Here is a 23,200-nt window from a genome sequence, read left to right as displayed (position 1 = left end):
CGTAGCAACACCGTCCCGATGGCGCCGCAAGCCGCTCTGTCGCTGCGATTTCGGCTAGAGTCGATGGCACATTGCCCACCCAGGGGGTCGGATGTTGTTGCGGCGGTTCGGGATTGCACTGGTTTCCGCGATCGTGCTGGTCGGCTCGGCAGCGACCGGCGCGGTGGCCACTCCGGCGGTCACCGACCGGGCACCGCTGCGACAGGCGATGGACGAGCTGATCGCCACCGGTGCGGCGGGTATCCATGTGCGGGTGCACGATCGGCACGGCGAGTGGACCGGTGCCGCCGGCGTAGCGCAGGTGGACCGCCCGGAGCCGGTGCCGGTGGACGGCCGGTTCCGTATCGGCAGCATCACCAAGATGTTCGTGGCCACGGTGCTGCTGCAGTTGGCGGGCGAGGGCAGGCTCGGGCTGGACGATCCGGTGCAGCGACACCTGCCGCAATTCGGCCTCGACCCGCGCATCACCGTCCGAATGTTGTTGCAACACACCAGCGGCCTGTTCAGCTACACCGGCGAACTGCAGCCCGACGGCACCTTCGAGGAGGGAATCCTGCCGATCTCGGGCAAGACGGCCGTGGACGCCTTCCGCCGGGATTACCGGCCCGACGAACTGATCCGGTCGGCTCTGGCCGAACCGGCGCTGTTCGAGCCCGGCGCCGACTGGTCCTACTCCAACACGAACTATCAGCTAGCCGGACTGCTGATCGAGAAGCTCACCGGTCTGCCGTACAGCGTGCAGATCTACGCCCGCATCGTGGCGCCACTCGGGCTCTGGGAGACCTTGGTGCCGGGCAGCTGGCCGGAGATCATCGGACCGCACGCACACGGCTATCTCTCCTTCGGCGACGGCGACGCAGAGATCACCGCCGATATGACCAGCCAGAATCCGACCTGGGCCGGGGCCGCCGGTGAAATCATCTCCTCCACCCGGGATCTCGACACCTTCCTGACCGCGCTGCTCGGCGGCCGCCTGCTCGCGCCACCACTGCTCGCGCAGATGCGGGCGACCCATGCGATCGCGCCGGGCGTGGCTTACGGCCTCGGGCTGATGGAACTGGAGTTGGGCCCGGACTGTGTCGGCCTCGGCCACAACGGCGGCGTTCCCGGCTACTACTCGGACGCCTACAGCACGGCCGATGGCAGTTCGCGCATCGAGGTGTCGATCACTACCGGTCCCGGCATGCGGATGGACGACCTCGAGCAGGTGGCCGAGCTTTCCACGAAAGCGCAGTCGGTGCTCGCCAAGGGGTTGTGCGGTCAATAGCGTCAGTCGGCCGCGCGGACGTCGGCGAGGGCGGCTTCGGCGATATTGCGCAGGTGCGCGGTTGCGCGGCGCCAACGGCGTTGCGCGCGTTCGTTGTCCGGGTCGACGAAGTTGGAGATCAGGATGCCGCGCAGGGCATCCATCGCGGTGTAGATGAAATCGCGGGCCTCTTTGCGGCGGATCTCGTCCGGCACGAACCGGGCGACCGCCATCAGCACGGCGTTGTTGACGAACGGCTCGACCTTCTCCATCGCGGCGGCCAGCACCGGATCGGTGCGGCCGGCCACCCACAGCTCGACGGTCGCGATGAACAGCGGGCCCTGGTGCAGCTCCCACAGGAACTCCAGCGCCGCGGCGACCGGATCGTCGCCGCGCTCGACCTTGGCCATCTCCCGCATCGCGGTCTCGGCACGCAGTTGCGCCAGGTGGCTGATCGCGGCAACCACCAGATCGGTCTTGGAGCCGAAGTGGTGCACCTGCGCGCCGCGGGTGACCCCGGCGCGTTCGGCGACCCGCGGCGTGGTCGTGCCCGCGTAGCCGTACTCGACCAAGCAGTCGATGGTCGCGTCCAGCAGCCGGGTGCGCATCTCGGTGCTGCGCTGTTCCTGGGTGCGGCGCTGCGGTTTCGCGACTTCGGTCCTGGCCATCCGGCGATTCTACACTTACATACAGTTCTGTATGTTCAGATGACGCCGGGTGTCAGGCGACCAGCGCGGCAGCCGCGACCAGGCGAGCGTCCCGACGGGCCACCGCGACGGTGATCGCGAACAGCAGCACGCCGACCACGGCGAGGCCGGCCCCGACCATGGCGGGCGCGGTGTAACCGAGACCGGCGGCGATCACGGCCCCGCCGAGCCACGCACCCGCGGCGTTGGCGATGTTCAACGCGGCGTGGTTCAGCGCGGCGGCCAGGGTCTGCGCCTCGTGCGCCACGTCCATCAGCCGGGTCTGCAGTCCGGGCGCCAGGGACGCACCGGTCGCGCCGACCAGGAAGGCGCCGATCGCGGCGGTGTACGGGTTGTGCGCCGCCGCAACGAATACGGCGAGGATGACGGCCATGCCGATCATCGAGGCGTAGATGGCCCGGTCGACGCCGCGGTCGGCGAGCACGCCGCCGACGATATTGCCGACCACCATGCCGACACCGAACAGCATCAGTACCACCGGCACCAGGGCGGCGGACATCCCGGCGACGCTGGTGAGGGTGGTGGTGATGTAGGTGTAGACGGCGAACATGCCGCCGAAGCCGATCGCCCCGACCAGCAGCGTGAGCAACACCTGCGGACGGCGCAGGGCGCCGAGCTCGGTGACCGGGTTGGTCATGGTGATGCCGGTGAGCTCCGGGACGTACCTGATCAGGGCGGCTACCGTCGCCAGCCCGATGACCGCGACCACCACGTAGGCGTCGCGCCAGCCGAGGTGCTGGCCGAGCCAGGTCGCGGCGGGAACGCCGACGACATTGGCGGCGCTCAACCCGAGCATAACCGCGGCAACCGCTTTCGCGCGCTGTCCGACCGGGGCGAGCGTGGCGGCGGCCAGCGAGGCCACCCCGAAATAGGCGCCGTGCGGCAGCCCGGACACGAACCGGGCGAGCACCAGGGTGTGGAAGGTCGGCGCGAGCACGGTTGCCACGTTGCCCAGCGTGAACGCCACCATCAGGGCGATGAGCAACTTCTTGCGGGACACCCGCGCGCACAGGGCGGCGAGCACCGGCGCGCCGATCACCACGCCGAGCGCGTAGGCCGACACCGCGTGCCCCGCGGTCGGCTCGGAGACATGCATGGCGCGCGCGATGTCCGGCAGCAAACCCATGGTGACGAATTCTGTTGTGCCGATACCGAACCCGCCGAGTGCCAGCGCGAGCATGGCAGGCAGATGCCAAGTCGTCCGCGCGGCTTCGGGGCGTGCGGGGGCCTGGGCGGCGAGGGGAGTGGTCACGTATCCATGAAACGCTTCCGCAGGCGGTTTCGCTTCCCGAGTAAACGTGAGGTGAGACACGCCGCCGTAAAGAAAACGTGCAGGTCAGAATGTAAAACCGCGCAATAGGGACACCTATCGTGGCACGACCTGGCAAATACCATTCGGAAACAATGCCGCACCCGGCAAGGCTCCCGGCAGCCGACCGGCCGGATGTGGGCAGCGTCATCGGATTCGCTTACGCCGTCGAGCCATTCGGCTCAGGCGGCCGGTGACTCGCGCTGCTCGAAGGTGCGCCGATACTCGGCGGGCGTGACCCCGACGACCGCCGCGAAGTGGCGGCGCAGATTCGCGGCGGTGCCGAAACCACACAGCCTGCCGATCCGCTCGATGCCGAAGTCGGTGGATTCCAGCAGTGCCTGCGCACGGGCCAGCCGCTGGGTCAGCAACCACTGCTTCGGCGTGACCCCCATGGACTGCCGCATGCGCCGGTGAAAAGTGCGCGGACTCATGGTGGCGCGCGCCGCGAGCGCTTCGACGGTGAGCGGCTGATCCAGATGGGCGACGGCCCATTCGAGCGCCGGACCGAGGTCGGCCTCGGCACGGGCCTGCACGGACAGATCCACGAACTGCGCTTGGTCGCCCGACCGTCGCGGCGGGGTCACCAGGCGCCGGGCCAGCCGGTTGGCGACGGCGGCGCCGAAGTCGCGGCGCACCAGGTGCAGCGAAAGATCCACGGCGGCGGTCATTCCGCCGCTGGTGAGGATGTCGCCGTCATCGACGTAGAGCGCCGTGCCGTCGACCTGGACGGCCGGATGACGACGGGCCAGGATCGGCGCGTGCTCCCAGTGCGCGGTGACCCGGCGCCCGTCCAGCAGGCCCGCCGCGGCCAGCGCGAACATGCCGTTGCACAGGGCGACCATCCGCGCTCCCCCGCGATGCGCCGCGCGGAGCCCGTCGAGTAGTTCCGGCGGCACCGGACGGTCGCCGGTGACGCAGTCGTAGGCGATCGAGGGCACGAACACGGTATCGGCGCGCAGCAGTTCGTCCGGACCGTACTCGGCCCGCAGATAGGCGCCGCCGCCGATCGCCGACTCGGCCGCGGCGGGCAGCACCGAGCACACCCGCAGTTCGTACCAGGGATCGGCGAGGTCGGGGTGCGGGGTGCCGAAGACCGCGGCGATCACGCCGAGCTCGTAGAGGTCCCAGGGATGCAGTGCCCCGGGCGTGACGGCGATCGCGACGACATGACCGGTCATGGCCGCCAGCTTATGGCAGGAAACGTTCGGTCGAGGTCGGTCCTGCCACTCACACCCCGGCGGTCCGAGCTTGAAAACTGGTCTGCGGGCGCCCACTTCATCAGCACGCACGACATCGACGGAGGAATCATGACCAGCGACCACACACCGGTGACCGTGCTCGGTCTCGGCCGCATGGGCGCGGCGATCGCCCAAGTCTTTCTGCGCAACGGCCACCCCGTCACGGTGTGGAATCGCAGTCCTGATCGGGCGCCGCACCTGGATGGGCTCGGCGCGGTCCGGGCGGTTTCGCTCACCGAGGCGCTGAAGGCCGGGGAACTGATCGTCGTCTCGGTGCCCGAGACCGCGATCGCGGCCACCCTCCTGCACACCGCACCAGAAGCACTGGCAGGCCGCACGGTAGTGAATCTGTCGACGGGACGCCCGGCCGAGGCACGCGACCTCGAAGCCTGGATCGCCGAACAAGGTGGGCGCTTCCTGGACGGTTCGATCCTCGGCATGCCGGAGACGATGGGCACGCCGGAGTCGACGATCATCTACAGCGGTTCGCCCGAAGCGGCGACCGACCAGCAGGCCGTGATCGCCGAGCTGGGCACGGCGAAGCACCTCGGGGCAGACGCCGGGCTGGCCAGTGTGCACGACTTAGCGGTACTGGCAGGCATGTACGGCCTGTTCGGTGGCTTCTTCCAAGCGGCCGCCATGCTGCGCGGCGCGCACCGGGACACGGCGGAACCCACCGGTTCGCTGCTGGTGCCATGGTTGCGTTCGGTGATCGATACTTTGCCCGCACTCGCGGCCCAGATCGATAACGGTGAATTCCCGCCGATCATGGCCAGCGTCGATGAGCATCAATTCATTCTGCGGATGCTGCTGGACGCGAACCGCGACGCGGACGTACCCACCGACCTGCTCGATCCGCTACTGCGGTTGTTCGATTCAGGCGTCGAGCACGGCATCGGCGCAGACAGCCTGACGCGAGTAGTTCCGCTACTGCTCAACAGTCCCGCCCGCGCCTAGAAACAATCCGGGCACCCGTACCACCGAGTGGTGCGGGTGCCCGTCATTCAGAACAGCTTGCCCAACCAACTCGGCCTGGGCGGAGGAGCTCATCCCCCGGCGCCGGATCAGCTCCAGCGCCGGGTTTGTTCACCGACTCAACGCAGTGCGCGAGCCAGGTTCGCGTCGAGCGCGCCGAGGAACTCCTCGGTGCTCAGGTAGCCCTGGTCACCGCCGACGAGCGAGGCCAGGTCCTTGGTCATCTGGCCGCCTTCGACGGTCTTGATGACGACATCCTCGAGGGTCTGCGCGAAGCCGATCACCTCGGGGGTGTTGTCGAGCTTGCCGCGGTGCTCGAGCCCGCGCGTCCAGGCGAAGATCGACGCGATCGGGTTGGTCGAGGTCGGCTTGCCCTGCTGGTGCTGACGGTAGTGCCGGGTGACGGTGCCGTGCGCGGCCTCCGCCTCACAGGTCTTGCCGTCCGGGGTCAGCAGCACCGAGGTCATCAGGCCGAGCGAGCCGAAGCCCTGCGCCACGGTGTCGGACTGCACGTCACCGTCGTAGTTCTTACAGGCCCAGACGTAACCGCCCTCCCACTTCATGGAGGAGGCGACCATGTCGTCGATGAGGCGGTGCTCGTAGGTCAGGCCCGCCGCGTCGAACTGGGTCTTGAACTCGGCATCGAACACGTCCTGGAACGTGTCCTTGAACATGCCGTCGTAGGCCTTGAGGATGGTGTTCTTCGTCGAGAGATACACCGGGTAGTTCTGCTGCAGGCCGTAGTTGAACGAGGCCCGCGCGAAATCGATGATCGAGTTCTTGAAGTTGTACATGCCCATGACGACGCCGCCGTCCTCGGGCATCTTCACGACCTCGTGCTGGATCGGCTCGCTGCCGTCCTCCGGCGTGAAGGTCAGGGTGACCGTGCCCGCTTGGTACACCTTGAAATCGGTGGCGCGGTACTGGTCGCCGAACGCGTGCCTGCCGATGATGATCGGCTTGGTCCAGCCGGGCACCAGGCGCGGCACGTTCGAAATGATGATCGGCGCGCGGAAAATGGTGCCACCGAGGATGTTGCGGATGGTGCCGTTGGGCGACCGCCACATCTTCTTCAGGCCGAATTCCTTGACGCGGGCCTCGTCCGGGGTGATGGTCGCGCACTTGACGCCGACCCCGTGGCGCTTGATCGCCTCGGCCGCGTCGACAGTGACCTGGTCGTCTGTCTTGTCCCGGTACTCGATGCCCAAGTCGTAGTACTCGAGATTCACATCGAGATACGGATGGATCAGCTTGTCCTTGATGAACTGCCAGATGATCCGGGTCATCTCGTCGCCGTCGAGTTCGACGACGGTACCTTCAACCTTGATTTTGGACATGGATCTTCGTGTCCTCCTAGGATGGTGCCCTCATTGCACGGCCAGGTGAACACGCTTGTGAGCGGACCCCAGCTGTTCCAACAGACAACGTATATGCCCCGCGTTGTCCGCGAGACGTGTGGTGCAAACAAGACAAGCGTACTGCTGCCGATGATCGTGGTGTGCGGGCAGCCCCCCGAGTGAGAAACCCCACGAACTTACTGACTGGTAGGTCATTGCGCAATTCGCAGGTCGCCGCGCCGGACGCACACGGTCCGCGCACCGCCGGGCAGGCGACACGCGGACCGCGGGGTGGTCTTGTCGATCAGACTCCGACGTGCACCGGGCGGGCACCCTCCTCGGAACCCTCGATCAGGTTCTCCGGCCGGTCCCGGATCATCAGCGCGATCACCGGGACTGCGGCGAGGAAGAAGCCCGCTCCGACATAGAACGCCACGTCGTAGCTGTGGATCGAGGCGCGGGCGACCAGGTTGTCGATCGTCGGGTGGTTCTCGGCGTAGGTCTTGGCCGTCTGCACCGAGATGGTGGTCAGCAGCGCCGTGCCGACCGCGCCACCGACCTGCTGCGCCGCGTTCAGCAGCGCACTGGCCACGCCGGAATCCTCTTCCTCCACCTGATGCAGCGCGACCGTCTGCATGCCGACGAACAGCGGACCCATGCCGAGCGCGATCAGCACCTGGGCGGGCAGCACGCTCGTCGCGAAGCTGTCGCCGAAGTCCAGCTGCGCCAGCCACACCAGACCGACCACGCCGAGCACCGCACCGGCCACCATCAGCGGCCGCGGACCGATCTTCGGTAGCAGCGCGCTGGTGATGCCCGCGGAGATCGCGATGCCTGCCGGGAAGGGCAGGAACGCGAAGCCCGCCTTCAGCGACGAATAACCCAGCGTGATCTGGAAGTAGTAGCTGAGGAACAGGAACATCGCGAACATGGCGATCGGCACGAGCAACGCGGCGAGGAACGCGCCACCCCGGTTGATCTCACCCGGAATATGCAGCGGCAGCAGCGGATTGGCCGAGCGCCGTTCGATCACCACGAAGGCGATCAGCAGCGCGGTCCCGGCGACGAGCAGGCCGAGGGTGCTACCCGCCAGCCAGCCGTCGTCGGCGGCGCGGCTGAAGCCGTACACGATCGCGATCAGACCGAGCGTCACAGTGACCGCGCCGGGCACGTCGTAGCCGCCGGTGCGCGGCGTCGGCACGTCCTTGACCACCCACACCAGCGCGCCGAGCAGGGCGAGCAGCGCGATCGGGGTGTTCACCAGCAGGCACCAGCGCCAGGAGGCGTACTCGGTGAGCGCGCCGCCCGCGATCAGGCCGAGCGCGGCACCACCGGCGGAGATACCGGCGAACACGCCGAATGCCGTTGCGCGCTCACCGGGTTCGGTGAAGGTCACCGACAGCAACGACAACGCGGCGGGCGCGAGCAAGGCCGCGAACGCACCCTGCAGCGCGCGCCCGGCGAACATCTCGGCGCCGTTCTGCGCCAGACCGGCAAGTGCCGACGCGGCGGCGAATCCGACCAGACCGATGATGAAGATCCGGCGTCGCCCCAGGTAGTCGGCGAGCCGACCGCCGAGCAGCAGCAGGCCGCCGAAGATCAGCGTGTAAGCGGTCAGCATCCACTGCTTGTTGCCGTCGCTGATGCCGAGATCGTGCTGCGCGAACGGCAGCGAGATGGTCACGATGGTCGCGTCGAGAACCACCATGAGCTGGGCCAACGCGATCACCGCGAGAGCAAACCAGCGGGCGGAACCGCCTTGTTTTGTCACCGTGGACTCCTCATCTTTGGACACTGTGCGGCTATCCTGGCATCAGACGACATTTGGCGTCAAGCGAAAAATGTCGCAATCCGACATTTGGCGGTTAAAGACACGAAACCACTAGGTTGCGATAGGGTGTGAACATGCTCGAGTCACCGACGCCGACGAGCGCGCGTACCGCGGCGGAGACCCCCGCCAGCGCAGGGCCGAACGCCCATCCCGGCCTGCGGGAGCGCAAGAAGCAGAAGACCCGGTTGCGCATCATCGAGGTCGCGCTGGAGCTTTGCGACGCACAGGGATTCGACGCGACGACGGTCGAACAGATCGCCAACGCCGCCGACGTCTCGCCGCGCACGATCAACCGATACTTCGACAGCAAAGAGGACATCGTCCTCGGTCCGATCCAGGACTTCGGCGAGACGGTCGCGGAGACCTTGCGCACACTCCCCGTCACCGGCAACGAGCTGGAGTCGATCCGCGAGGCGTTTCTGCTGGTGATCGACCACGCCGCGAGCGAGTCCGCCGAGGGACCGGTCTCGTTCCGGCAGTTCCAGCAGATGCAGCGGATCATGCGCAGCAGCCCGGCGGTCAGCGCGCGCAGCCTCGAGCACGCCGACAGCAAGAACGTCGCGATCGCCGCGGTGGTCGCCGAACGACTCGACAGCACCCCCGACGCGCTGCCGGTGCGGCTGATCCTCGGCGCCTGGCAGCTCATCGGTCACCTGGCGATGGAGTGCGGTGAGAGCATGTTCGACTACGACAATCCGCAGGCAGCGGCCGCGGCCGGCCGCGACTCCTTCACCACGGCCTTCGACGAGTTCACCCGGGTGTGCGGCGCCGCGCGACCCGGCGCGACCCGCTGAGTTCGGCTCCGGATTTCGGTCGCCGATCGGGCGCCGGTTATGATGCCGTCAGGTCATGAGTGCCAGCGCGAAGCCCCGGCTTGCTGGACGGCAACCCTCCAGCAGCGGTGGGGTGCTCCGGGTGATGACCGGGCTCTCGAAGGTCGAGAGCAAGCGCGCTTTCCAGGAGGTTCCCGAAATGTGTTGTTGTACTTCGCCGTTGACCCGATAACCCGTTAGTTCTGGCGAACAACCTTTTCTTTGGAGCAAAGCTCATGAGTGATTCCACCGTGCCCGCGGCCGACGTCGACCCGACCGCGCAGTGGTCTTTCGAGACCAAACAGGTGCACGCGGGACAGGCCCCCGACAGCACCACCGGCGCCAGGGCCCTGCCCATCTACCAGACCACCTCCTACGCCTTCCGCGATACCGAGCACGCCGCCGCGCTGTTCGGGCTCGCCGAGCCGGGCAACATCTACACCCGGATCATGAACCCCACCCAGGACGTGGTGGAGCAGCGCGTCGCCGCGCTCGAAGGCGGTGTCGCCGCACTGCTGCTGGCCTCCGGACAAGCCGCGGAGACGTTCGCCATCCTGAACCTGGCCTCGGCCGGCGACCACATCGTGTCCAGCCCGCACCTCTACGGCGGCACCTACAACCTCTTCCACTACTCGCTGCCCAAGCTCGGCATCGAGGTGTCCTTCGTCGAGGACCCCGATGACCTGGACCAGTGGCGCGCGGCGATCCGGCCGAACACCAAGGCGTTCTACGGCGAGACCATCGCCAACCCGAGCAGCGCCATCTTCGACATTCCCGGTATCGCCGCCGTCGCGCACCAGGCCGGGCTGCCGCTGATCGTCGACAACACGGTGGCCACGCCGTACCTGATCCAGCCGCTGGCGCACGGGGCCGACATCGTCGTGCACTCGGCGACCAAGTACCTCGGCGGGCACGGCGCCGCGGTGGCGGGCGTGATCGTCGACGGCGGCACCTTCGACTGGACGGTGACCGACGCGCAGGGTCAGCCGCGCTTCCCCGGCTTCACCACCCCGGACCCCAGCTACCACGGTGCGGTGTTCGCCGATCTCGGCGCGCCCGCGTTCGCGCTCAAGGCGCGCGTGCAACTGCTGCGCGACCTCGGCTCGGCGGTCTCGCCGTTCAACGCGTTCCTGATCAGCCAGGGCATCGAGACGCTGAGCCTGCGCATCGAGCGGCACGTCGCCAACGCCAAGGCGGTGGCCGAATTCCTGAGCACGCACCCGGACGTCGAAAAGGTCATCTACGCCGGTCTGCCCTCCTCGCCCTGGTACGAACGCGGCAAGCAACTGGCCCCCAAGGGCCCCGGCGCGATCGTCGCCTTCGAACTGCGCGGCGGTGTCGATGCGGGCAAGAAGTTCGTGGACGGATTAGTCCTGCACAGCCATGTGGCTAACATCGGAGATGTGCGCTCCCTCGTGATTCACCCCGCGTCGACCACACATTCGCAGCTGACGCCCGCCGAGCAACTGCTCGCCGGGGTCACTCCGGGCCTGGTCCGCTTGGCGGTGGGGATCGAAGGGATCGACGACATCCTGACCGATCTGCGCGCCGGTTTCGCGGCGGCGGCGACGTGAAGGTGAGTACCGAACCGAGTGTGGCCCGTTCGTCCGGGGTGGCCCTGCCGCCCCCGGACGGGCGGCTCGGCATCATCCCCATCGGCGATGTCCGGCTGGAGAGCGGCGCGGTCATTCCGCAGGTGCATCTGGCCGTGCAGCGCTGGGGTGAGCTCTCCCCCACGCTGGACAACGTGGTGCTGGTCGAGCACGCGCTGACCGGCGACTCGCACGTGGTCGGGCACCCGGACGACATCCATCCGCTGCCCGGCTGGTGGGACGGGATGGTCGGCCCCGGCTGTCCGCTCGACACCGACGAGTGGTGTGTCGTCGCGACGAACGTGCTCGGCGGCTGCAAGGGCAGCACCGGGCCGTCGACGCTGGCGCCCGACGGAAAGCCTTGGGGCTCCCGGTTTCCGGAGATTTCCATCCGGGACCAGGTGGCCGCCGAAGCCGCGCTGCTGGATCGGCTCGGCATCGCACGGCTGGCCGCCGTGGTCGGCGGGTCGATGGGCGGCATGCGCGTGCTGGAGTGGATGGTCGGCGCACCGGATCGGGTCGGCTCCGCACTGGTGCTGGCCGTCGGCGCCCGGGCCACCGCGGACCAGATCGGCACGCAGACCACCCAGATCGCGGCGATCAAGGCCGATCCGGACTGGCAGGGCGGCGATTACCACGACACCGACCGCGCGCCGATGACCGGCATGGGCATCGCCCGGCGCATCGCGCATCTGACCTATCGCACCGAGGACGAGCTGGACCACCGGTTCGAGAACAGCGCGCAGGGCGCCGAGGATCCGTGGCGCGGCGGCCGATACGCGGTGCAGAGCTACCTGGATCACCAGGCCGACAAGCTCTGTGGCCGTTTCGATCCCGCCACCTACGTGCTGCTGACCGAGGCGATGAACCGGCACGACATCGGGCGCGGGCGCGGCGGGGTGGCGGCGGCGCTGGCCGCGACGCCGGTGCCGTGCGTCGTCGGCGGCGTCGACTCCGACCGGCTGTATCCGCTGCGCACGCAGCAGGAGCTCGCCGAGGGGCTGCCCGGCTGCGATGGACTCGAGGTCGTGCACTCGCGCGACGGGCACGACGGGTTCCTCACAGAGGCTGCGGCGGTGTCGAAGTTGCTGACCGAGACGATGCGGTTGGCGCAGCAGAGTCGTCAGCCTGCTAGCTGAATTCGCCTGCGTCTTTGGACGATGGCGCGCCCATCAGTAGGCCGACGATGGCGTGCACGAATCCTTGCAGGCGTTCGCGGGGATACTCGTCGGGCTCGCTGACCGCCAGCCTGCCGAGCATCTCGGCGACCTGTAGCAGCGAGTTGGTGAGCAGCGCGGAATCCACTCCGGCCCAGCGTGGTTCGAGTGCGGTACCGACGCGCACCAGCGCCTCGGCCTGATCGAAGATGCCCGCGCGGGAATGCCGCAGTGCCTCACGGTATTCGTCGGGGGCATTGCCCGGTCCGGCGAGGATCAGGCGCCAGCGGGTCGGATTCTCCAGTGCCACACCGACGAACGCCTCGACGGTGGCCGAGGCCGCGACCACCGGGTCGGCGCCCATCAGGTCGGTCGGCAAGGTCTCGGCGACCTGCTCGAGGCCGCGCTCGCGCTCCCGTTCCAGTAGTGCCGCAACGAGTTCGGCGCGGGTCTTGAACACGGTGTAGAGCACCGGCTTGCCGACGCCGGCCTCCTGGGCGACCGCCTCCATGCTCAGCTCGTGCAGTTCCACCCGGCTCAACACCGCGAAGGCGGCGTCGAGCAACTGCGCCCTGCGCTGCTCCGGCGGCAGGCGTGGCGCGTAACGCCGGCGCGGCCGGTCCGCCGCGGTGCGCGATGTGGTCACTGCCGCTTCACCTCCATGCGCTCCATCCTGACAGCATCGCGGCCGCGATTCCGCATCCCGTCGGTCACAAATGCTACGCAATCGTTGTATTCATTGCACGCAATTGCTACGGTTGCGTTGTATTCACCCCCGGTGCCGGGGCGATCACCGCAAAGGAGCACGTGATGCAGTTCGATCCGACCACCCTGCGCCGGGACGACTACGGGTTCTTCGGCCCCGATTCACCCAGCTGGAAGGTCTGGACCGCACCCACCGCGGTCATCGGCTTCCAGCGGGCCGTCGTGCTCGAGCACTTCGATCCGTTCCTCACCGCGGCCGTCGCCGACTCCCGCGGCATCTACAGCGACCCGCGCAAACGCCTCGACCACACCTTCTCCTACTTCCTCATCGCCGCGATCGCCGACGGACGCACCGCCATCCAGGCGGCCGAGCACCTCATGCGGATTCACGCGCCGATGACCGGGATCGAGCCGATCAGCGGAAACCGCTACAGCGCGAACAGCCCCGAGACGCAGCTCTGGATCCACATCACCGGCTGGCATTCCGTGCTCAAGGCGTACGAGGTGTTCGGCCCCGGGCTGACGCCGGAGGAGGAGACGCGGTTCTGGCAGGAGTGCGCGATCGCGGCCGAGTTGCAGACCTGCAAGCCCGAGGATGTGCCGCGCTCACGCGCCGAGGTGCGCGCGTACTTCGAGCGGGTCCGCCCGCGGCTGTGCACCTCCGAGCGCGCCGAAGAAGGCATGCACCACCTGCTGTGGACCTCACCGCGCAACGGGGCCGGGATCTCGTATGCCATAGGGAGCAGGCTGCTTTCGCTGACTTCGGTGGCGACCCTGCCGAAGTGGATGCGCAAGCTGGGGCGCTTCGATCGGCTCGGCATCGTCGATCTCGCGGTCCGGCTGCCCGCCAAGGTGCTGGTGTGGGGTTTCAGCCGGTTCAACTCGTTCGGCCTGCTGGTCGCGGCGCCGTTCGTCGCGCCGATGGCGGGACAGATCTTGAAGGAGCACATCAACGCGGCGCCGCCGGCCAGGCTCGAGACGGTGACCCCGGCCGAGGCGCGGGCCCTGTACGGGCGATCCGGGCGGGCCGAACTGGTGGCCGAACCAGCCTGAGTTTCGCGACAACCCGCCGCGTCGAGGGGTGCGGCGGGTTGTTCAGCGGGCCCGGCGCGCCTGCTCGATCAGGTTGATGTTGGTTTCTATCCAATCACGTAGTGCCGCAATGGGTATGCGTCGTCCTGGTCTTCGTCGCCGACCCCACGGCCTGGCAGCACAGCAATGCCGACATTGCCGAACTGGCCGTCCACAACGCGGCCTGGAACGCCGCGTTCACCGCGATGCCGAACTCCCGCAGCGAATTCCATTCGCTGCGCGAACGCGGCCTGCTCCGGGAGAACGCCGTCAAGAACGCGATGATCGCGGCCACCTACGTCATGCTCGCCGCCACCAGCCTCGGCCCCGATGAACGGCTGGGATGCCGACCTGGTCAAGCAGGCCATCGGCATCGGCGACCGCGCCGAGCTGGCCATCGCGGTGCTGGTCGCGGTCGGGTACAGCGACACCGTCCCGCCGCACCCTGGTCGCAGGGCGCGCGATCAGACGGTCTTCACCGAGCAGTACGCCCGCTGAACCCGTTGGCCGCCAAAGCTTCCCGGTACTAGCCGACGCCCAGGGTATTGATGGTCGCGGCGATGAAGACGATGGCGGAGCCGAGCACGGTCAGCGCACCGACGTCGAACGGCTTGCTGCGCACGGCGAGCAAGCCGACCTGTGCGGTCGGCAGGCAGAGCCGGAACGCCGCGGCCAGCAGCGTCGCTCCGCCGAAGAACAGCGCGCCGCGGCGCCACCGGTCCTGCGCCACGAACACGATCGCCACCGCGATGACCAGCGCCACGACCACCATCGGCAGATGGCAGCGCAGGAACGGGGAGCTACTGGCTGCCCGGTGGTCCGCGGTGGACGTGTCGGCATCGGTCACACCCCGATTCTGACAGACTCCCCCGGTCCACCGCCGCCGACGGGCTCAGTCGGCGACCGCGACACCCTCGATCTCGATGAGATGCTCCGGGGTGAACAGGGCGGCCACGCCGACCAGGGTGACCGCGGTTTCGGGGAACTCGTAGTGCACGCGGGCCGCGGCACCGGCCGCACCAAGCGCCTCGAACTTCGACGGGTCCCAATCGACCACGTAGAACCGGACGCTGACGAGGTCGGCGGCCTTACCGCCCGCCGCCTCGAGCGCGCGGCCCAGGTTGAGCAAGGCCTGCGTGGTCTGGGCGGCCAGGCCACCCTCGACCACCCGGCCCGAAGCATCGGTGCCGACCTGCCCGGAAATGTGAATGATCCTGCTACCGGTGGCCGACGTCGCGTGCGCGAAGCCCGGTGCGGGTGGTTGGGTGTCTACCGGATTGTGCGAGGTGCTCACCATCCGCGCATCCTAACCGCCAGATGAGGACGATTGCCGCACACGGGGTTTCGCTCAAAGGCAGTGACCGTTGCGCTGGCGCCCACGGTTCTGCGGTGTCGACCTCCCAGGTGCCGCGGCATAGGCTGCGCGGAATGGGGATGGTGGGCAGACGCATTCGCGCCTTGTGCGTCACGGTGGCGATCGTGGCGGGGGCTGGTGCCGCGGCGGGGCCCGCGCAGGGTGTGGGTGCGGCGGGTTGCGGTGGCTGGCAAGTCGACACCCTTGTACAGGGTTTGGAGCAGTTGGAGAACCTCGAACCGGACGGCCGTGGCGGGTTCTACATGTCCGCGGATTCGAAGATCTATCACCTCGATGGCGCCGGTCAGGTGCGGACAGTGCTGGAAAACCTGCGGGTCCCCCGCGGCCTGCAACTGGTCGGCTCGAATCTGTATTTCCTTGCCGGGGGCCAGTTGTGGCAGCTGGACACCGGGACCGAACGGCTGACCTCGGTGGCACCGCTCGACGGCAACGGTCTGCTGCGGTTGCCGGGCGGCGACCTGCTGACCACCTGGGTCGGCACCGAGGGCGGCCCGTCGAAGGGCCTGACCCGCTATCGACCCGACACCGGCGCCACCGTGCTCAACTGGTCGCCGGTGCCACGCTCCGAAGGCCTGGCGCTCGACCCGGAGCACGGCGCCGTCTACACCGACGACCTGTTCACCGGCCGAGTCATCCGCGTCCCGCTGGACGCCCCCGATCGATGGACCGTCATCGCCACCATCCCCGGCCTGTTCCCCGGCCTCGACGACCTGACCACATCCCGCTCCGGCGCCCTCTACGTCGCCGCCCACACCGCAGGCGAGATCCACCGCGTCGACCCGACCACCGGCGCCACCTGCGTCATCGCCGCCGGGCTCGCGATCGGCCAAGCCGGCCCCAGCTCGGTCCGCATCGCCCCCGACGGCAACACCTGGGCCCTCTACACCACCCTCTTCGACGGCACCCTCCGCCGCCTCCGCCCCCCACCCGACACAGACCTCGCCCCCATCCAGCTCCCCTGACCCCGGCAATCAAGCGTCCCCCCTGTGCCGTATCGGCTGGTCGGCCAGAGCGACGTCAGTCTCGAGTATCGGCGGGCGGTAGGTCGGCGAAGCGCAGCGGCGAACGCCTGATTGACTGTCTGCCGTGTTCCGACTGATGTTTCATGAGCCCGCGATACCCGGAAATACCGGGAATGCGATTCGACTGGTGGCGGGGACCGGGTGTGAGCTGCATCTGGTCGAGCCGTTGGGGTTCGATCTTTCGGAGGCCAAGTTGCGGCGGGCCGGGTTGGATTACCACGATCTGGCGTCGGTGACGGTGCACAAGGATCTGGCGGCGGCGTGGGCGGCGGTGCGGCCGGAGCGGGTATTCGCGTTCACCACGCAGGCCACGACCCGGTACACCGACGTGGCGTATCGGGAAGGGGATGTGCTGCTGTTCGGGACCGAGCCGACGGGGTTGCCCGCGGCGGTGCTCGAGGATCCGCATGTCACCGATCAGCTGCGCATTCCGATGCTGCCGGGGCGCCGATCGATGAATCTGTCCAACGCCGCCGCGGTCGCGGTGTACGAGGCGTGGCGGCAGGTCGGGTTCGACAGCGGAGTGTGACCGCCGCGCACGAATTCGCCGCTGGCGCACGGAGATTGCCAACGAGCTCCGGCCAGGCGCGACGACAGGTGCGCGAAAAGGCCTAATACGCAAGCGATTCAGCGAATCAGCGATCGATCTCGAAACGCTTGAAGCGGGAGGTGGCGCCGGCCGCCAGGCGGACGGCGCTCTTGGGCACTCCGTAATGCTCGGCGAGCAGTTCGATGGCAGCCTTGTTCGCTTTGCCTTCGACGGCCGGGGCGCGCACGTACAGCTGGAGGGTGCCGTCGTCGAGGATTTCGACGAGCGGGCCCTTACGGCTGTTCGGTTTTATGGTCGCCCGGACCGTTGTCGGCACTCTTGTCTCCCGTCGCCGTGCTACCCGCGGCCCCTGCGCTTTCCGTGCCGCCGGAACCGGACTTCGTAGCCGCGCCGGCACCCACCGGTGTCGATTCTGCCGGAGCGCCGCGCTTGCCCCGCCGCAGCACCAGCCGCACGATGCCCCAGACCACGGCGGCGAGCACCACCAGGAAGCCGAGCCACGGCAGCGCCTTACCGGTGAACACGACCGCATCCTTCAGCCAGTCCACCAGCCCGTTCCAGCCGCTGACGATCCCTTCCCAGAAGTTGTCGGCGCGGTCTTCCTCGGCCTTGGTGGTCGCGGTGGTGACGTCGATGGTGAGCGTGGACAGCGCGACGTCGTCGTCGAGGTGGCGCTTCTGCGCGGTCAGGCTGTCGAGTTCACCCTGCCTGCTCGACAGCGCCTGCTCGGCGTTGAGCAGGTCGGCGGTGTTGGTCGCGCCCGCGATGAGCCCGCGCAGCCGGTCGACGGAGGCCTGCAGTGCCCGGATCCTGGCGTCCAGGTCTTCCCACTGCATCGTCACGTCGTCGCGGTTGGTGTGCACCCGGGTGACGCGGCCGAGGCCGCCGAGCCCGTCGATGAACGCGTCGGTCTTGTCCGCGGGCACCCGGACGGTCAGGGTGGCGCTGGGGTCTGCGTCCTCGGTGCCGGGCTGTTCGGTCCGGCTGTCGATCCGGCCGCCTGCCTCGCGCACCCGGTCGGCGATCTTGGCTGCCGCCTCGATCGGTTTGCCCGCGGTCATCTCTACGCTGCCGGTGACGACTTCCTTACGCACCGTGACGGTTTCATTGCCGGTGTTGTCTTTGCGTGGCGCGGCCCCCTGGTCGCGCAGCCCCGGCGGCACGGAGGCGGGCGCCGGCGCGGACTCCACCGTGGCGTAGGTCGACGGCCGGCCCGGCGGCGCTGCTCTTTTGGCGTCGTTGTCGCCGGAGCCGCAGCCGACGAGCAACGTCAGACCGAGCAGACCGATGCACAGCACAGCAAGCTTCCGCATGATTCGCACAGTAGCCCCTGTTACCGCACGAACAGCCCGACATAACTGTTCTCTAGAGCCCTTCTAACACTTCTCTAAAAGTGTGGGCGGCCAGGTCATTCGCCGAGCCGAGCGGTGATCTTCCTGATCCGCAGCGCCAGGGGCGGATGCGTGCTGTAGAGCCGATCGCCCAGCGCGACGAGGCGGGGGGTTGTCTCGGACTCCCAGCTGCGCAGACCGGCCGCCAGTTCACGACCGTAGCCGAGGTCGACGGCCGCACGGTCGGCGGCGTATTCGTCGCGGTGACACTGTGCGCTCCTGGTCAGCGGTTCCACGATCAGCAGGACAACGAACAGGAGCGCGGCACCGAACCCCACCACCGGTGTCAGCACGATGGCCACGACAGGCAGTAGACCCACCGCCGCGACGAATCGAGCGAACGGTGCTAGCGGGCCGAGGATCCTCGCGATCCGCCCGAGACGCCTGCACACCGCCCACAGCACGCGCCCCGGCAGGGCGATCCACATGTCGACCAGTCGCACCCGGGGATCGACGTTCAGGTGGTGCCCGAGTTCGTGCGCGAGCACCGCTTCGAGCTCCCCCGAATCGAGGTCGGTGAGCGCCGAACTCGTCACCGCGACAATACGACTGGGCGCGGCGAGGGCATTCGGGTCATCGGATTGCTCCACCCACAGCGAGTACGGCCACCCGTCCACGCCTGGCGCGCTGGTGACCTGCTCCCATGCCGCGGCGAGGAGCTCGTCCTCCGGTGGGATCGGGTGCCGAAACCCGAATGCCTTGGCGAATTTCGCACGATTGGGCGTGAACCACGCCGCATCGAAGAGGCTGACGCCGAACAACGCCCACACCACGACGGCCGTCACCGCCAACCAGATCCCCACCCACGCGCCGAGGACCAGAATGATTGCGGCACTGAGCAATACGGTCGGCAACGCGAGCAACAGTGTCACGATGATCGCCAGGTAGCGAGGACGCACGGCTGGTGCGGTGGCGCGCCGTGGCGAGCCGGCATCCGAATGCGCTGGCATGGTGTCTCCCGATTTCCGACGGGGCCGCGCTGGCAGAACGCCTCATCCTATGGCGGCGATATCCGGGGAGGAAGACGAGTTTTTCATGGGCTCAGCGGAAGTCGCGCGACTTGGAGTCGACGCGCAGGTCCAGCCGCCGCAGGTGTTCGGCGACGATGCTGACCGCCCCCTCGGCGTTCTGCACGCGACCGCGGATGAGCAGGGCGGGCGCACTCTGCGCCAAGCGGCGGTAGCGGGCCCACAGCCCGACCGAGCAGACGACGTTCACCATGCCGGTCTCGTCTTCCAGGTTGAGAAAGGTGACACCGGCGGCGGTGGCGGGACGTTGCCGGTGCGTCACCGCGCCGCCCACCAGCACGCGCGACCCGTCCCGCACGGCAAGCAGCCCGGCGGCGGGAATCACGCCGAGCGCATCGAGTTGCGGGCGCAGGAATTCGGTGGGATAGCTGCCCGGGGAGACGCCGGTGGCCCAGACGTCGGCGGCGGCCAGTTCGAGGTCGCTCATGCCGGGCAGCACGGGGGCGGTGGTGGCGGCGCCGGTACCGGGCAGCCGATCCGCGCGTTCCCCCGCGGCGGCGCCCGCCGCCCAGAGGGCTTCGCGCCGGGTGCTGCCGAGACCGCCGAGGGCACCCGCGGTGGCGAGTGATTCCGCTTGCACGACAGTGAGTTCCACGCGGCCGGTCAGGTCGAGGAAGGAGGTGTACGGTCCTTGATCTCGTGCGGCGACGATCTTTTCGGCGAGGTCGTCGCCGATGTGCCGGACCGCCGCCAGGCCGAGGCGCACCTGGGTGCCGTCCTGCTCCAGGGTCGGTTCGGCGCGACTGGCGTTGATGTCGGGGCCGTGCACCACGACGCCGTGCCTGCGGGCGTCGGCGACCAGGGATTGCGGGGAGTAGAAGCCCATCGGCTGCGCCCGCAGCAGACCGGCGCAGAAGGCCGCGGGGTGGTGCAGCTTGAACCACGACGAATAGAACACGATCGAGGCGAAACTCTGCGAATGACTCTCCGGGAAACCGAAATTCGCGAAGGCGTAGAGCTTCTCGTAGATCCGGTCGGCCACTTCGCCGGTGATCCCGTGCAGTTCGCGCATGCCACGGTAGAGGCGTTCCTTGAGGCCTTCCATGCGCTCCGGTGAGCGTTTGGAGCCCATCGCGCGGCGCAGCTGGTCGGCCTCGGCCGCGGTGAAGCCCGCGACGTCGACGGCCATCTGCATGAGCTGTTCCTGGAACAGCGGCACACCGAGCGTGCGGGCCAGCGAATTCTCCAGGGCCGGATGGTCGTAGGTCACCGGCTCGGCGCCGTTGCGGCGTCGGATATACGGGTGCACCGAACCGCCCTGGATGGGGCCGGGCCGGATCAGCGCCACCTCCACCACCAGGTCGTAGAACTCGCGCGGCTTCAGCCGGGGCAGCGTCGCCATCTGGGCTCGCGACTCCACCTGGAACACACCCACCGAGTCGGCGCGCGAGAGCATCTCGTAGACGGCGGCTTCCTTCAGATCGAGCTTGTGCAGCTCGACGATCTCGCCGGTGTGCTCGCGCACCAGGTCGATCATGTAGTGCAGCGCGGAGAGCATGCCCAGACCGAGCAGGTCGAACTTCACCAAATCGATGGCGGCACAATCGTCCTTGTCCCACTGCAGCACGCTGCGGCCGGGCATCCGCGCCCACTCCACCGGACAGACGTCGGCGATGGGGCGGTCGCAGATCACCATGCCGCCGGAGTGGATACCGAGATGCCTAGGCAGTCCTTCGATTTCGGCGGCCAGCCCGAGCACCTCGGCGGGAATGTCGGTACCGGTCTCGCCGCCGACGCCGGTCCACCGGCTCACCTGCTTGCTCCACGCGTCCTGCTGGCCCGGCGAAAAGCCCAGTGCGCGTGCGGCATCGCGGACCGCGGACTTGCCGCGATAGGTGATCACATTGGCCACCTGCGCGGCGTACTCACGGCCGTACTTGGTGTAGACGTGCTGGATGGCCTCCTCGCGGCGGTCGGATTCGATGTCGACATCGATATCGGGTGGCCCGTCGCGTTCCGGCGAGAGGAAACGTTCGAACAGCAGGTTGTTGCTGACCGGGTCGACATTGGTGATGCCGATCGCGTAGCAGACGGCCGAGTTGGCCGCCGAGCCACGACCCTGGCACAGGATGTCGTTGTCCTTGCAGAAGGTGACGATGTCGTGCACCACCAGGAAGTAGCCGGGGAATTCCAGCTCGTCGATCACCGCGAGCTCGTGCTCGATCTGCCGGTACGCCTGCGGGTTTCGCTCCGGCGGGCCGTAGCGCGCCGCGGCGCCCGCGAGGGTGAGCGCCCGCAGCCAGGACTTCTCGTCGTGGCCCGCCGGCACGTCGAACGGCGGCAGCTTCGGCGCGATCAGCTTCAGGTCGAAGGCGCATTCGCGGGCCAGCGCGACCGCGTTGCGCACCGCCTGCGGGCAGTCGGCGAACAACCGCGCCATCTCCGCGCCGGAGCGCAGATGCGCGCCGCCGGTGGGGGCCAGCCAGCCGGCGATCTCGTCCAAGCTCTGCCTGGCCCGGATCGCCGCGAGCGCCATGGCCCGGCGGCGCTGACCCGGCCCGGCGAAATGCGCTCCGGTGGTGGCCAATACGGGCAGCCCGAGGCGGTCGGCCAGCGCGATGAGGTGGGCGTTGCGCTCGTCGTCCTCCGGGATGCCGTGGTGGGTGAGTTCCACGCTCACCCGGTCGGCGCCGAACCGCTCCGTCAGGTCGCGCAGCGCGGCCTCGGACCGTACGAGACGCGTACTGCCCGAACGTAAGTCGTGTTCGAGCGCTTGACGCAGATGACCCTTCCGGCAGCCGGTCAGGATCTGCCAGTGCCCCTCGGCGGCCGCGGAGAGCGCGTCGAAGTCGTAGCGGAGGATGCCCTTCTCCCCTGCCGCCATGTGGGCGGCCGCGATCTCCCGCGACAGCCGGCGATAGCCCTCCTGGCCGCGAGCCAGCACCAGCAGGTGTGGCCCGGCGGGATCGGGAGATCCGGTGCGCGGCATGAAATCCGGGATGGTGACAGGCCCGCGGCGCGGGGTCGTCTCCGCCTGCGTGCCCAGCGACAGCTCGGCCCCGAAGACCGTCGGCATCCCGCATTCCCTTGCCGCCTCCGCGAACCGCACGGTGCCGTAGAAGCCGTCGTGATCGGTGAGCGCGATCGCCTCCAGGCCGAGCCGCACGGCCTCCTCCACCAGCTCCTCCGGCTGGCTCGCGCCGTCGAGGAAGCTGTAGGCCGAGTGCGTGTGCAGCTCCGCGTACGGCACCGTCGGCCCGTCGGCGGGCAGCGCGGGCCCGGCCAGGTACTCCCCGCGCTTGCGGGACCAGGCCGGGCTGTCGCCGCCGTCGCCGGGGTACATCGCGTCCGGGTTCGTCCGGCCGGGTCGCCCCGACAGCACCCGCTCCAGCTCGGACCAGGTAGGGGGACCGTTGCTCCACCCCACCGCGGCTCACCTCCTCATACGTCAGCTGGTCGGCAGGGGCGCCGTCGAGCCCTCGGCGAGCGCCGCTTCGACATCGTCGAGGCCCGCGCGGATCAGGGCGCCGTAGGCGTCGTGGGCGAGGACATCGAGGTGCCCGCGGGCGATGGCCAGCTGCATGCGGGCGGCTTCGAAGTCGCCGACTCGCCGGTGGCTGTCGGCCAGGTTGAGATACAGCGACGGCAGGAAACTGCGGAGCCCTTCGTCCAGCGGGATGCCGGGGCCGAACACCGCGGCGAGCGCCCGCCGGTCCCAGAGCAGCGCGGCGGCGGCGGTGTCCTGCAGATCGGCTAGGTGATGCGCGATCACGCAGCGGTGCAAGGGATCACCGCCCTCACCGATCTCGTCCCACAACTTCTCCAGCGCCTGTCGCGCCGCCGCTTGGTCCCCACCACCGAGCCGCACCGCGGCAAAGATGTCCGCCATCCGATCGTCCGCCATGCGCCGA

23 protein-coding genes and 1 riboswitch are annotated in these 23,200 nt (G+C 68.6%); of the genes, 9 read left to right on the top strand and 14 right to left on the bottom strand.

Annotated elements, in window-relative coordinates:
* Positions 1-91: 91 nt before the first annotated feature.
* A complete protein-coding gene (locus IBX18_RS14445) occupies positions 92-1,267 on the top strand; it encodes a serine hydrolase (RefSeq protein ID WP_194834160.1) in 1,176 nt (391 codons plus the stop codon).
* 2 nt (positions 1,268-1,269) lie between these two features.
* On the opposite strand, the gene IBX18_RS14440 is transcribed toward IBX18_RS14445, so the two are convergent.
* The 3 genes from IBX18_RS14440 to IBX18_RS14430 all read right to left on the bottom strand — a co-directional run bounded on the left by IBX18_RS14440 (position 1,270) and on the right by IBX18_RS14430 (position 4,443).
* Positions 1,270-1,914: a TetR/AcrR family transcriptional regulator gene (locus tag IBX18_RS14440; protein WP_194834159.1), complete on the bottom strand. Its 645-nt coding sequence runs from the start codon at positions 1,912-1,914 to the stop codon at positions 1,270-1,272.
* A gap of 52 nt (positions 1,915-1,966) precedes the next feature.
* Positions 1,967-3,133 (bottom strand): MFS transporter, encoded by a 1,167-nt coding sequence (locus IBX18_RS14435; protein ID WP_194834352.1) that lies wholly within the window; start codon positions 3,131-3,133, stop codon positions 1,967-1,969.
* 311 nt (positions 3,134-3,444) lie between these two features.
* Entirely contained in the window at positions 3,445-4,443 is a 999-nt protein-coding gene (locus IBX18_RS14430) for a helix-turn-helix domain-containing protein (protein ID WP_194834158.1), read from the bottom strand.
* A 129-nt stretch (positions 4,444-4,572) separates the two neighbouring features.
* Between IBX18_RS14430 and IBX18_RS14425 the strand changes: the two genes are divergently transcribed.
* The gene (locus IBX18_RS14425) at positions 4,573-5,460 is read left to right on the top strand and encodes an NAD(P)-binding domain-containing protein (RefSeq protein ID WP_194834157.1); all 888 of its coding nucleotides are present in this window, start codon (positions 4,573-4,575) and stop codon (positions 5,458-5,460) included.
* Between the two features lie 137 nt (positions 5,461-5,597).
* On the opposite strand, the gene IBX18_RS14420 is transcribed toward IBX18_RS14425, so the two are convergent.
* Entirely contained in the window at positions 5,598-6,815 is a 1,218-nt protein-coding gene (locus IBX18_RS14420) for an NADP-dependent isocitrate dehydrogenase (protein WP_107654281.1), read from the bottom strand.
* A 304-nt stretch (positions 6,816-7,119) separates the two neighbouring features.
* Positions 7,120-8,586 carry an MFS transporter gene (locus IBX18_RS14415; protein ID WP_306796263.1) on the bottom strand — a complete coding sequence of 489 codons (1,467 nt, stop codon included), beginning with the start codon at positions 8,584-8,586 and terminating at the stop codon, positions 7,120-7,122.
* A 134-nt stretch (positions 8,587-8,720) separates the two neighbouring features.
* Between IBX18_RS14415 and IBX18_RS14410 the strand changes: the two genes are divergently transcribed.
* From IBX18_RS14410 to IBX18_RS14400, 3 genes are all read left to right on the top strand, one after another.
* Positions 8,721-9,440, top strand: coding sequence for a TetR family transcriptional regulator (locus IBX18_RS14410; protein WP_194834155.1), 720 nt, complete (start codon positions 8,721-8,723; stop codon positions 9,438-9,440).
* Positions 9,441-9,491: 51 nt separating this feature from the next.
* Positions 9,492-9,602: riboswitch (SAM riboswitch) on the top strand.
* Between the two features lie 92 nt (positions 9,603-9,694).
* Positions 9,695-11,032, top strand: a complete 1,338-nt coding sequence (locus IBX18_RS14405) for a bifunctional o-acetylhomoserine/o-acetylserine sulfhydrylase (protein WP_194834154.1) — start codon at positions 9,695-9,697, stop codon at positions 11,030-11,032.
* A gap of 38 nt (positions 11,033-11,070) precedes the next feature.
* Positions 11,071-12,189 (top strand): homoserine O-acetyltransferase, encoded by a 1,119-nt coding sequence (locus tag IBX18_RS14400; RefSeq protein ID WP_194834351.1) that lies wholly within the window; start codon positions 11,071-11,073, stop codon positions 12,187-12,189.
* Here IBX18_RS14400 and IBX18_RS14395 read toward each other — a convergent pair.
* The gene (locus IBX18_RS14395) at positions 12,182-12,853 is read right to left on the bottom strand and encodes a TetR/AcrR family transcriptional regulator (RefSeq protein WP_194834153.1); all 672 of its coding nucleotides are present in this window, start codon (positions 12,851-12,853) and stop codon (positions 12,182-12,184) included. The two genes, IBX18_RS14400 and IBX18_RS14395, sit on opposite strands and share 8 nt — an antisense overlap.
* 164 nt (positions 12,854-13,017) lie before the next feature.
* Between IBX18_RS14395 and IBX18_RS14390 the strand changes: the two genes are divergently transcribed.
* The gene (locus tag IBX18_RS14390) at positions 13,018-13,965 is read left to right on the top strand and encodes an oxygenase MpaB family protein (RefSeq protein ID WP_194834152.1); all 948 of its coding nucleotides are present in this window, start codon (positions 13,018-13,020) and stop codon (positions 13,963-13,965) included.
* A 94-nt stretch (positions 13,966-14,059) separates the two neighbouring features.
* Here the strand turns inward: IBX18_RS14390 and IBX18_RS14385 are convergent, their stop codons facing one another.
* Entirely contained in the window at positions 14,060-14,278 is a 219-nt protein-coding gene (locus tag IBX18_RS14385; RefSeq protein WP_194834151.1) for a hypothetical protein, read from the bottom strand.
* A 35-nt stretch (positions 14,279-14,313) separates the two neighbouring features.
* Between IBX18_RS14385 and IBX18_RS14380 the strand changes: the two genes are divergently transcribed.
* Positions 14,314-14,481 carry a hypothetical protein gene (locus tag IBX18_RS14380; protein ID WP_194834150.1) on the top strand — a complete coding sequence of 56 codons (168 nt, stop codon included), beginning with the start codon at positions 14,314-14,316 and terminating at the stop codon, positions 14,479-14,481.
* Between the two features lie 28 nt (positions 14,482-14,509).
* On the opposite strand, the gene IBX18_RS14375 is transcribed toward IBX18_RS14380, so the two are convergent.
* Entirely contained in the window at positions 14,510-14,755 is a 246-nt protein-coding gene (locus tag IBX18_RS14375) for a DUF3017 domain-containing protein (protein WP_228541161.1), read from the bottom strand.
* A 120-nt stretch (positions 14,756-14,875) separates the two neighbouring features.
* On the bottom strand, positions 14,876-15,280 hold the full coding sequence (locus IBX18_RS14370) for a RidA family protein (RefSeq protein ID WP_147129360.1): 405 nt from the start codon (positions 15,278-15,280) through the stop codon (positions 14,876-14,878).
* Positions 15,281-15,411: 131 nt separating this feature from the next.
* Between IBX18_RS14370 and IBX18_RS14365 the strand changes: the two genes are divergently transcribed.
* Together IBX18_RS14365 and IBX18_RS14360 are read left to right on the top strand one after the other, a co-directional pair.
* The gene (locus tag IBX18_RS14365; protein WP_194834149.1) at positions 15,412-16,320 is read left to right on the top strand and encodes an SMP-30/gluconolactonase/LRE family protein; all 909 of its coding nucleotides are present in this window, start codon (positions 15,412-15,414) and stop codon (positions 16,318-16,320) included.
* A 124-nt stretch (positions 16,321-16,444) separates the two neighbouring features.
* Entirely contained in the window at positions 16,445-16,909 is a 465-nt protein-coding gene (locus IBX18_RS14360; RefSeq protein ID WP_194834148.1) for a tRNA (cytidine(34)-2'-O)-methyltransferase, read from the top strand.
* 106 nt (positions 16,910-17,015) lie between these two features.
* Here the strand turns inward: IBX18_RS14360 and IBX18_RS14355 are convergent, their stop codons facing one another.
* The 5 genes from IBX18_RS14355 to IBX18_RS14335 all read right to left on the bottom strand — a co-directional run bounded on the left by IBX18_RS14355 (position 17,016) and on the right by IBX18_RS14335 (position 23,193).
* Positions 17,016-17,246: a DUF167 domain-containing protein gene (locus IBX18_RS14355; protein WP_194834147.1), complete on the bottom strand. Its 231-nt coding sequence runs from the start codon at positions 17,244-17,246 to the stop codon at positions 17,016-17,018.
* Positions 17,203-18,243: a DUF4349 domain-containing protein gene (locus IBX18_RS14350; RefSeq protein ID WP_194834146.1), complete on the bottom strand. Its 1,041-nt coding sequence runs from the start codon at positions 18,241-18,243 to the stop codon at positions 17,203-17,205. Before IBX18_RS14350 ends, IBX18_RS14355 begins: the two co-directional genes overlap by 44 nt.
* A 95-nt stretch (positions 18,244-18,338) precedes the next feature.
* The gene (locus tag IBX18_RS14345) at positions 18,339-19,271 is read right to left on the bottom strand and encodes a M48 family metalloprotease (protein ID WP_194834145.1); all 933 of its coding nucleotides are present in this window, start codon (positions 19,269-19,271) and stop codon (positions 18,339-18,341) included.
* Between the two features lie 91 nt (positions 19,272-19,362).
* Complete coding sequence (locus IBX18_RS14340; RefSeq protein ID WP_194834144.1) at positions 19,363-22,716, bottom strand: error-prone DNA polymerase; 3,354 nt, start codon at positions 22,714-22,716, stop codon at positions 19,363-19,365.
* A 21-nt stretch (positions 22,717-22,737) separates the two neighbouring features.
* Positions 22,738-23,193 carry a hypothetical protein gene (locus IBX18_RS14335; RefSeq protein WP_107654268.1) on the bottom strand — a complete coding sequence of 152 codons (456 nt, stop codon included), beginning with the start codon at positions 23,191-23,193 and terminating at the stop codon, positions 22,738-22,740.
* Between the last annotated feature and the right edge of the window lie 7 nt (positions 23,194-23,200).

The organism is Nocardia sp. XZ_19_369 (assembly GCF_015355715.1).
GTDB lineage: Bacteria > Actinomycetota > Actinomycetes > Mycobacteriales > Mycobacteriaceae > Nocardia.
This window is presented reverse-complemented; position numbering and strand designations above follow the sequence as displayed.

Bases quoted from the DNA above. Each gene is read 5' to 3' on its own strand.
- IBX18_RS14445 (WP_194834160.1), top strand. From the start codon at position 92: ATGTTGTTGCGGCGGTTCGGGATTGCACTGGTTTCCGCGATCGTGCTG.
- IBX18_RS14440 (WP_194834159.1), bottom strand. From the start codon at position 1,914: ATGGCCAGGACCGAAGTCGCGAAACCGCAGCGCCGCACCCAGGAACAG.
- IBX18_RS14435 (WP_194834352.1), bottom strand. From the start codon at position 3,133: ATGCTCGCGCTGGCACTCGGCGGGTTCGGTATCGGCACAACAGAATTC.
- IBX18_RS14430 (WP_194834158.1), bottom strand. From the start codon at position 4,443: ATGACCGGTCATGTCGTCGCGATCGCCGTCACGCCCGGGGCACTGCAT.
- IBX18_RS14425 (WP_194834157.1), top strand. From the start codon at position 4,573: ATGACCAGCGACCACACACCGGTGACCGTGCTCGGTCTCGGCCGCATG.
- IBX18_RS14420 (WP_107654281.1), bottom strand. From the start codon at position 6,815: ATGTCCAAAATCAAGGTTGAAGGTACCGTCGTCGAACTCGACGGCGAC.
- IBX18_RS14410 (WP_194834155.1), top strand. From the start codon at position 8,721: ATGCTCGAGTCACCGACGCCGACGAGCGCGCGTACCGCGGCGGAGACC.
- IBX18_RS14405 (WP_194834154.1), top strand. From the start codon at position 9,695: ATGAGTGATTCCACCGTGCCCGCGGCCGACGTCGACCCGACCGCGCAG.
- IBX18_RS14390 (WP_194834152.1), top strand. From the start codon at position 13,018: ATGCAGTTCGATCCGACCACCCTGCGCCGGGACGACTACGGGTTCTTC.
- IBX18_RS14380 (WP_194834150.1), top strand. From the start codon at position 14,314: ATGAACGGCTGGGATGCCGACCTGGTCAAGCAGGCCATCGGCATCGGC.
- IBX18_RS14375 (WP_228541161.1), bottom strand. From the start codon at position 14,755: ATGGTGGTCGTGGCGCTGGTCATCGCGGTGGCGATCGTGTTCGTGGCG.
- IBX18_RS14370 (WP_147129360.1), bottom strand. From the start codon at position 15,280: ATGGTGAGCACCTCGCACAATCCGGTAGACACCCAACCACCCGCACCG.
- IBX18_RS14365 (WP_194834149.1), top strand. From the start codon at position 15,412: ATGGGGATGGTGGGCAGACGCATTCGCGCCTTGTGCGTCACGGTGGCG.
- IBX18_RS14350 (WP_194834146.1), bottom strand. From the start codon at position 18,243: ATGCGGAAGCTTGCTGTGCTGTGCATCGGTCTGCTCGGTCTGACGTTG.
- IBX18_RS14345 (WP_194834145.1), bottom strand. From the start codon at position 19,271: ATGCCAGCGCATTCGGATGCCGGCTCGCCACGGCGCGCCACCGCACCA.
- IBX18_RS14335 (WP_107654268.1), bottom strand. From the start codon at position 23,193: ATGGCGGACGATCGGATGGCGGACATCTTTGCCGCGGTGCGGCTCGGT.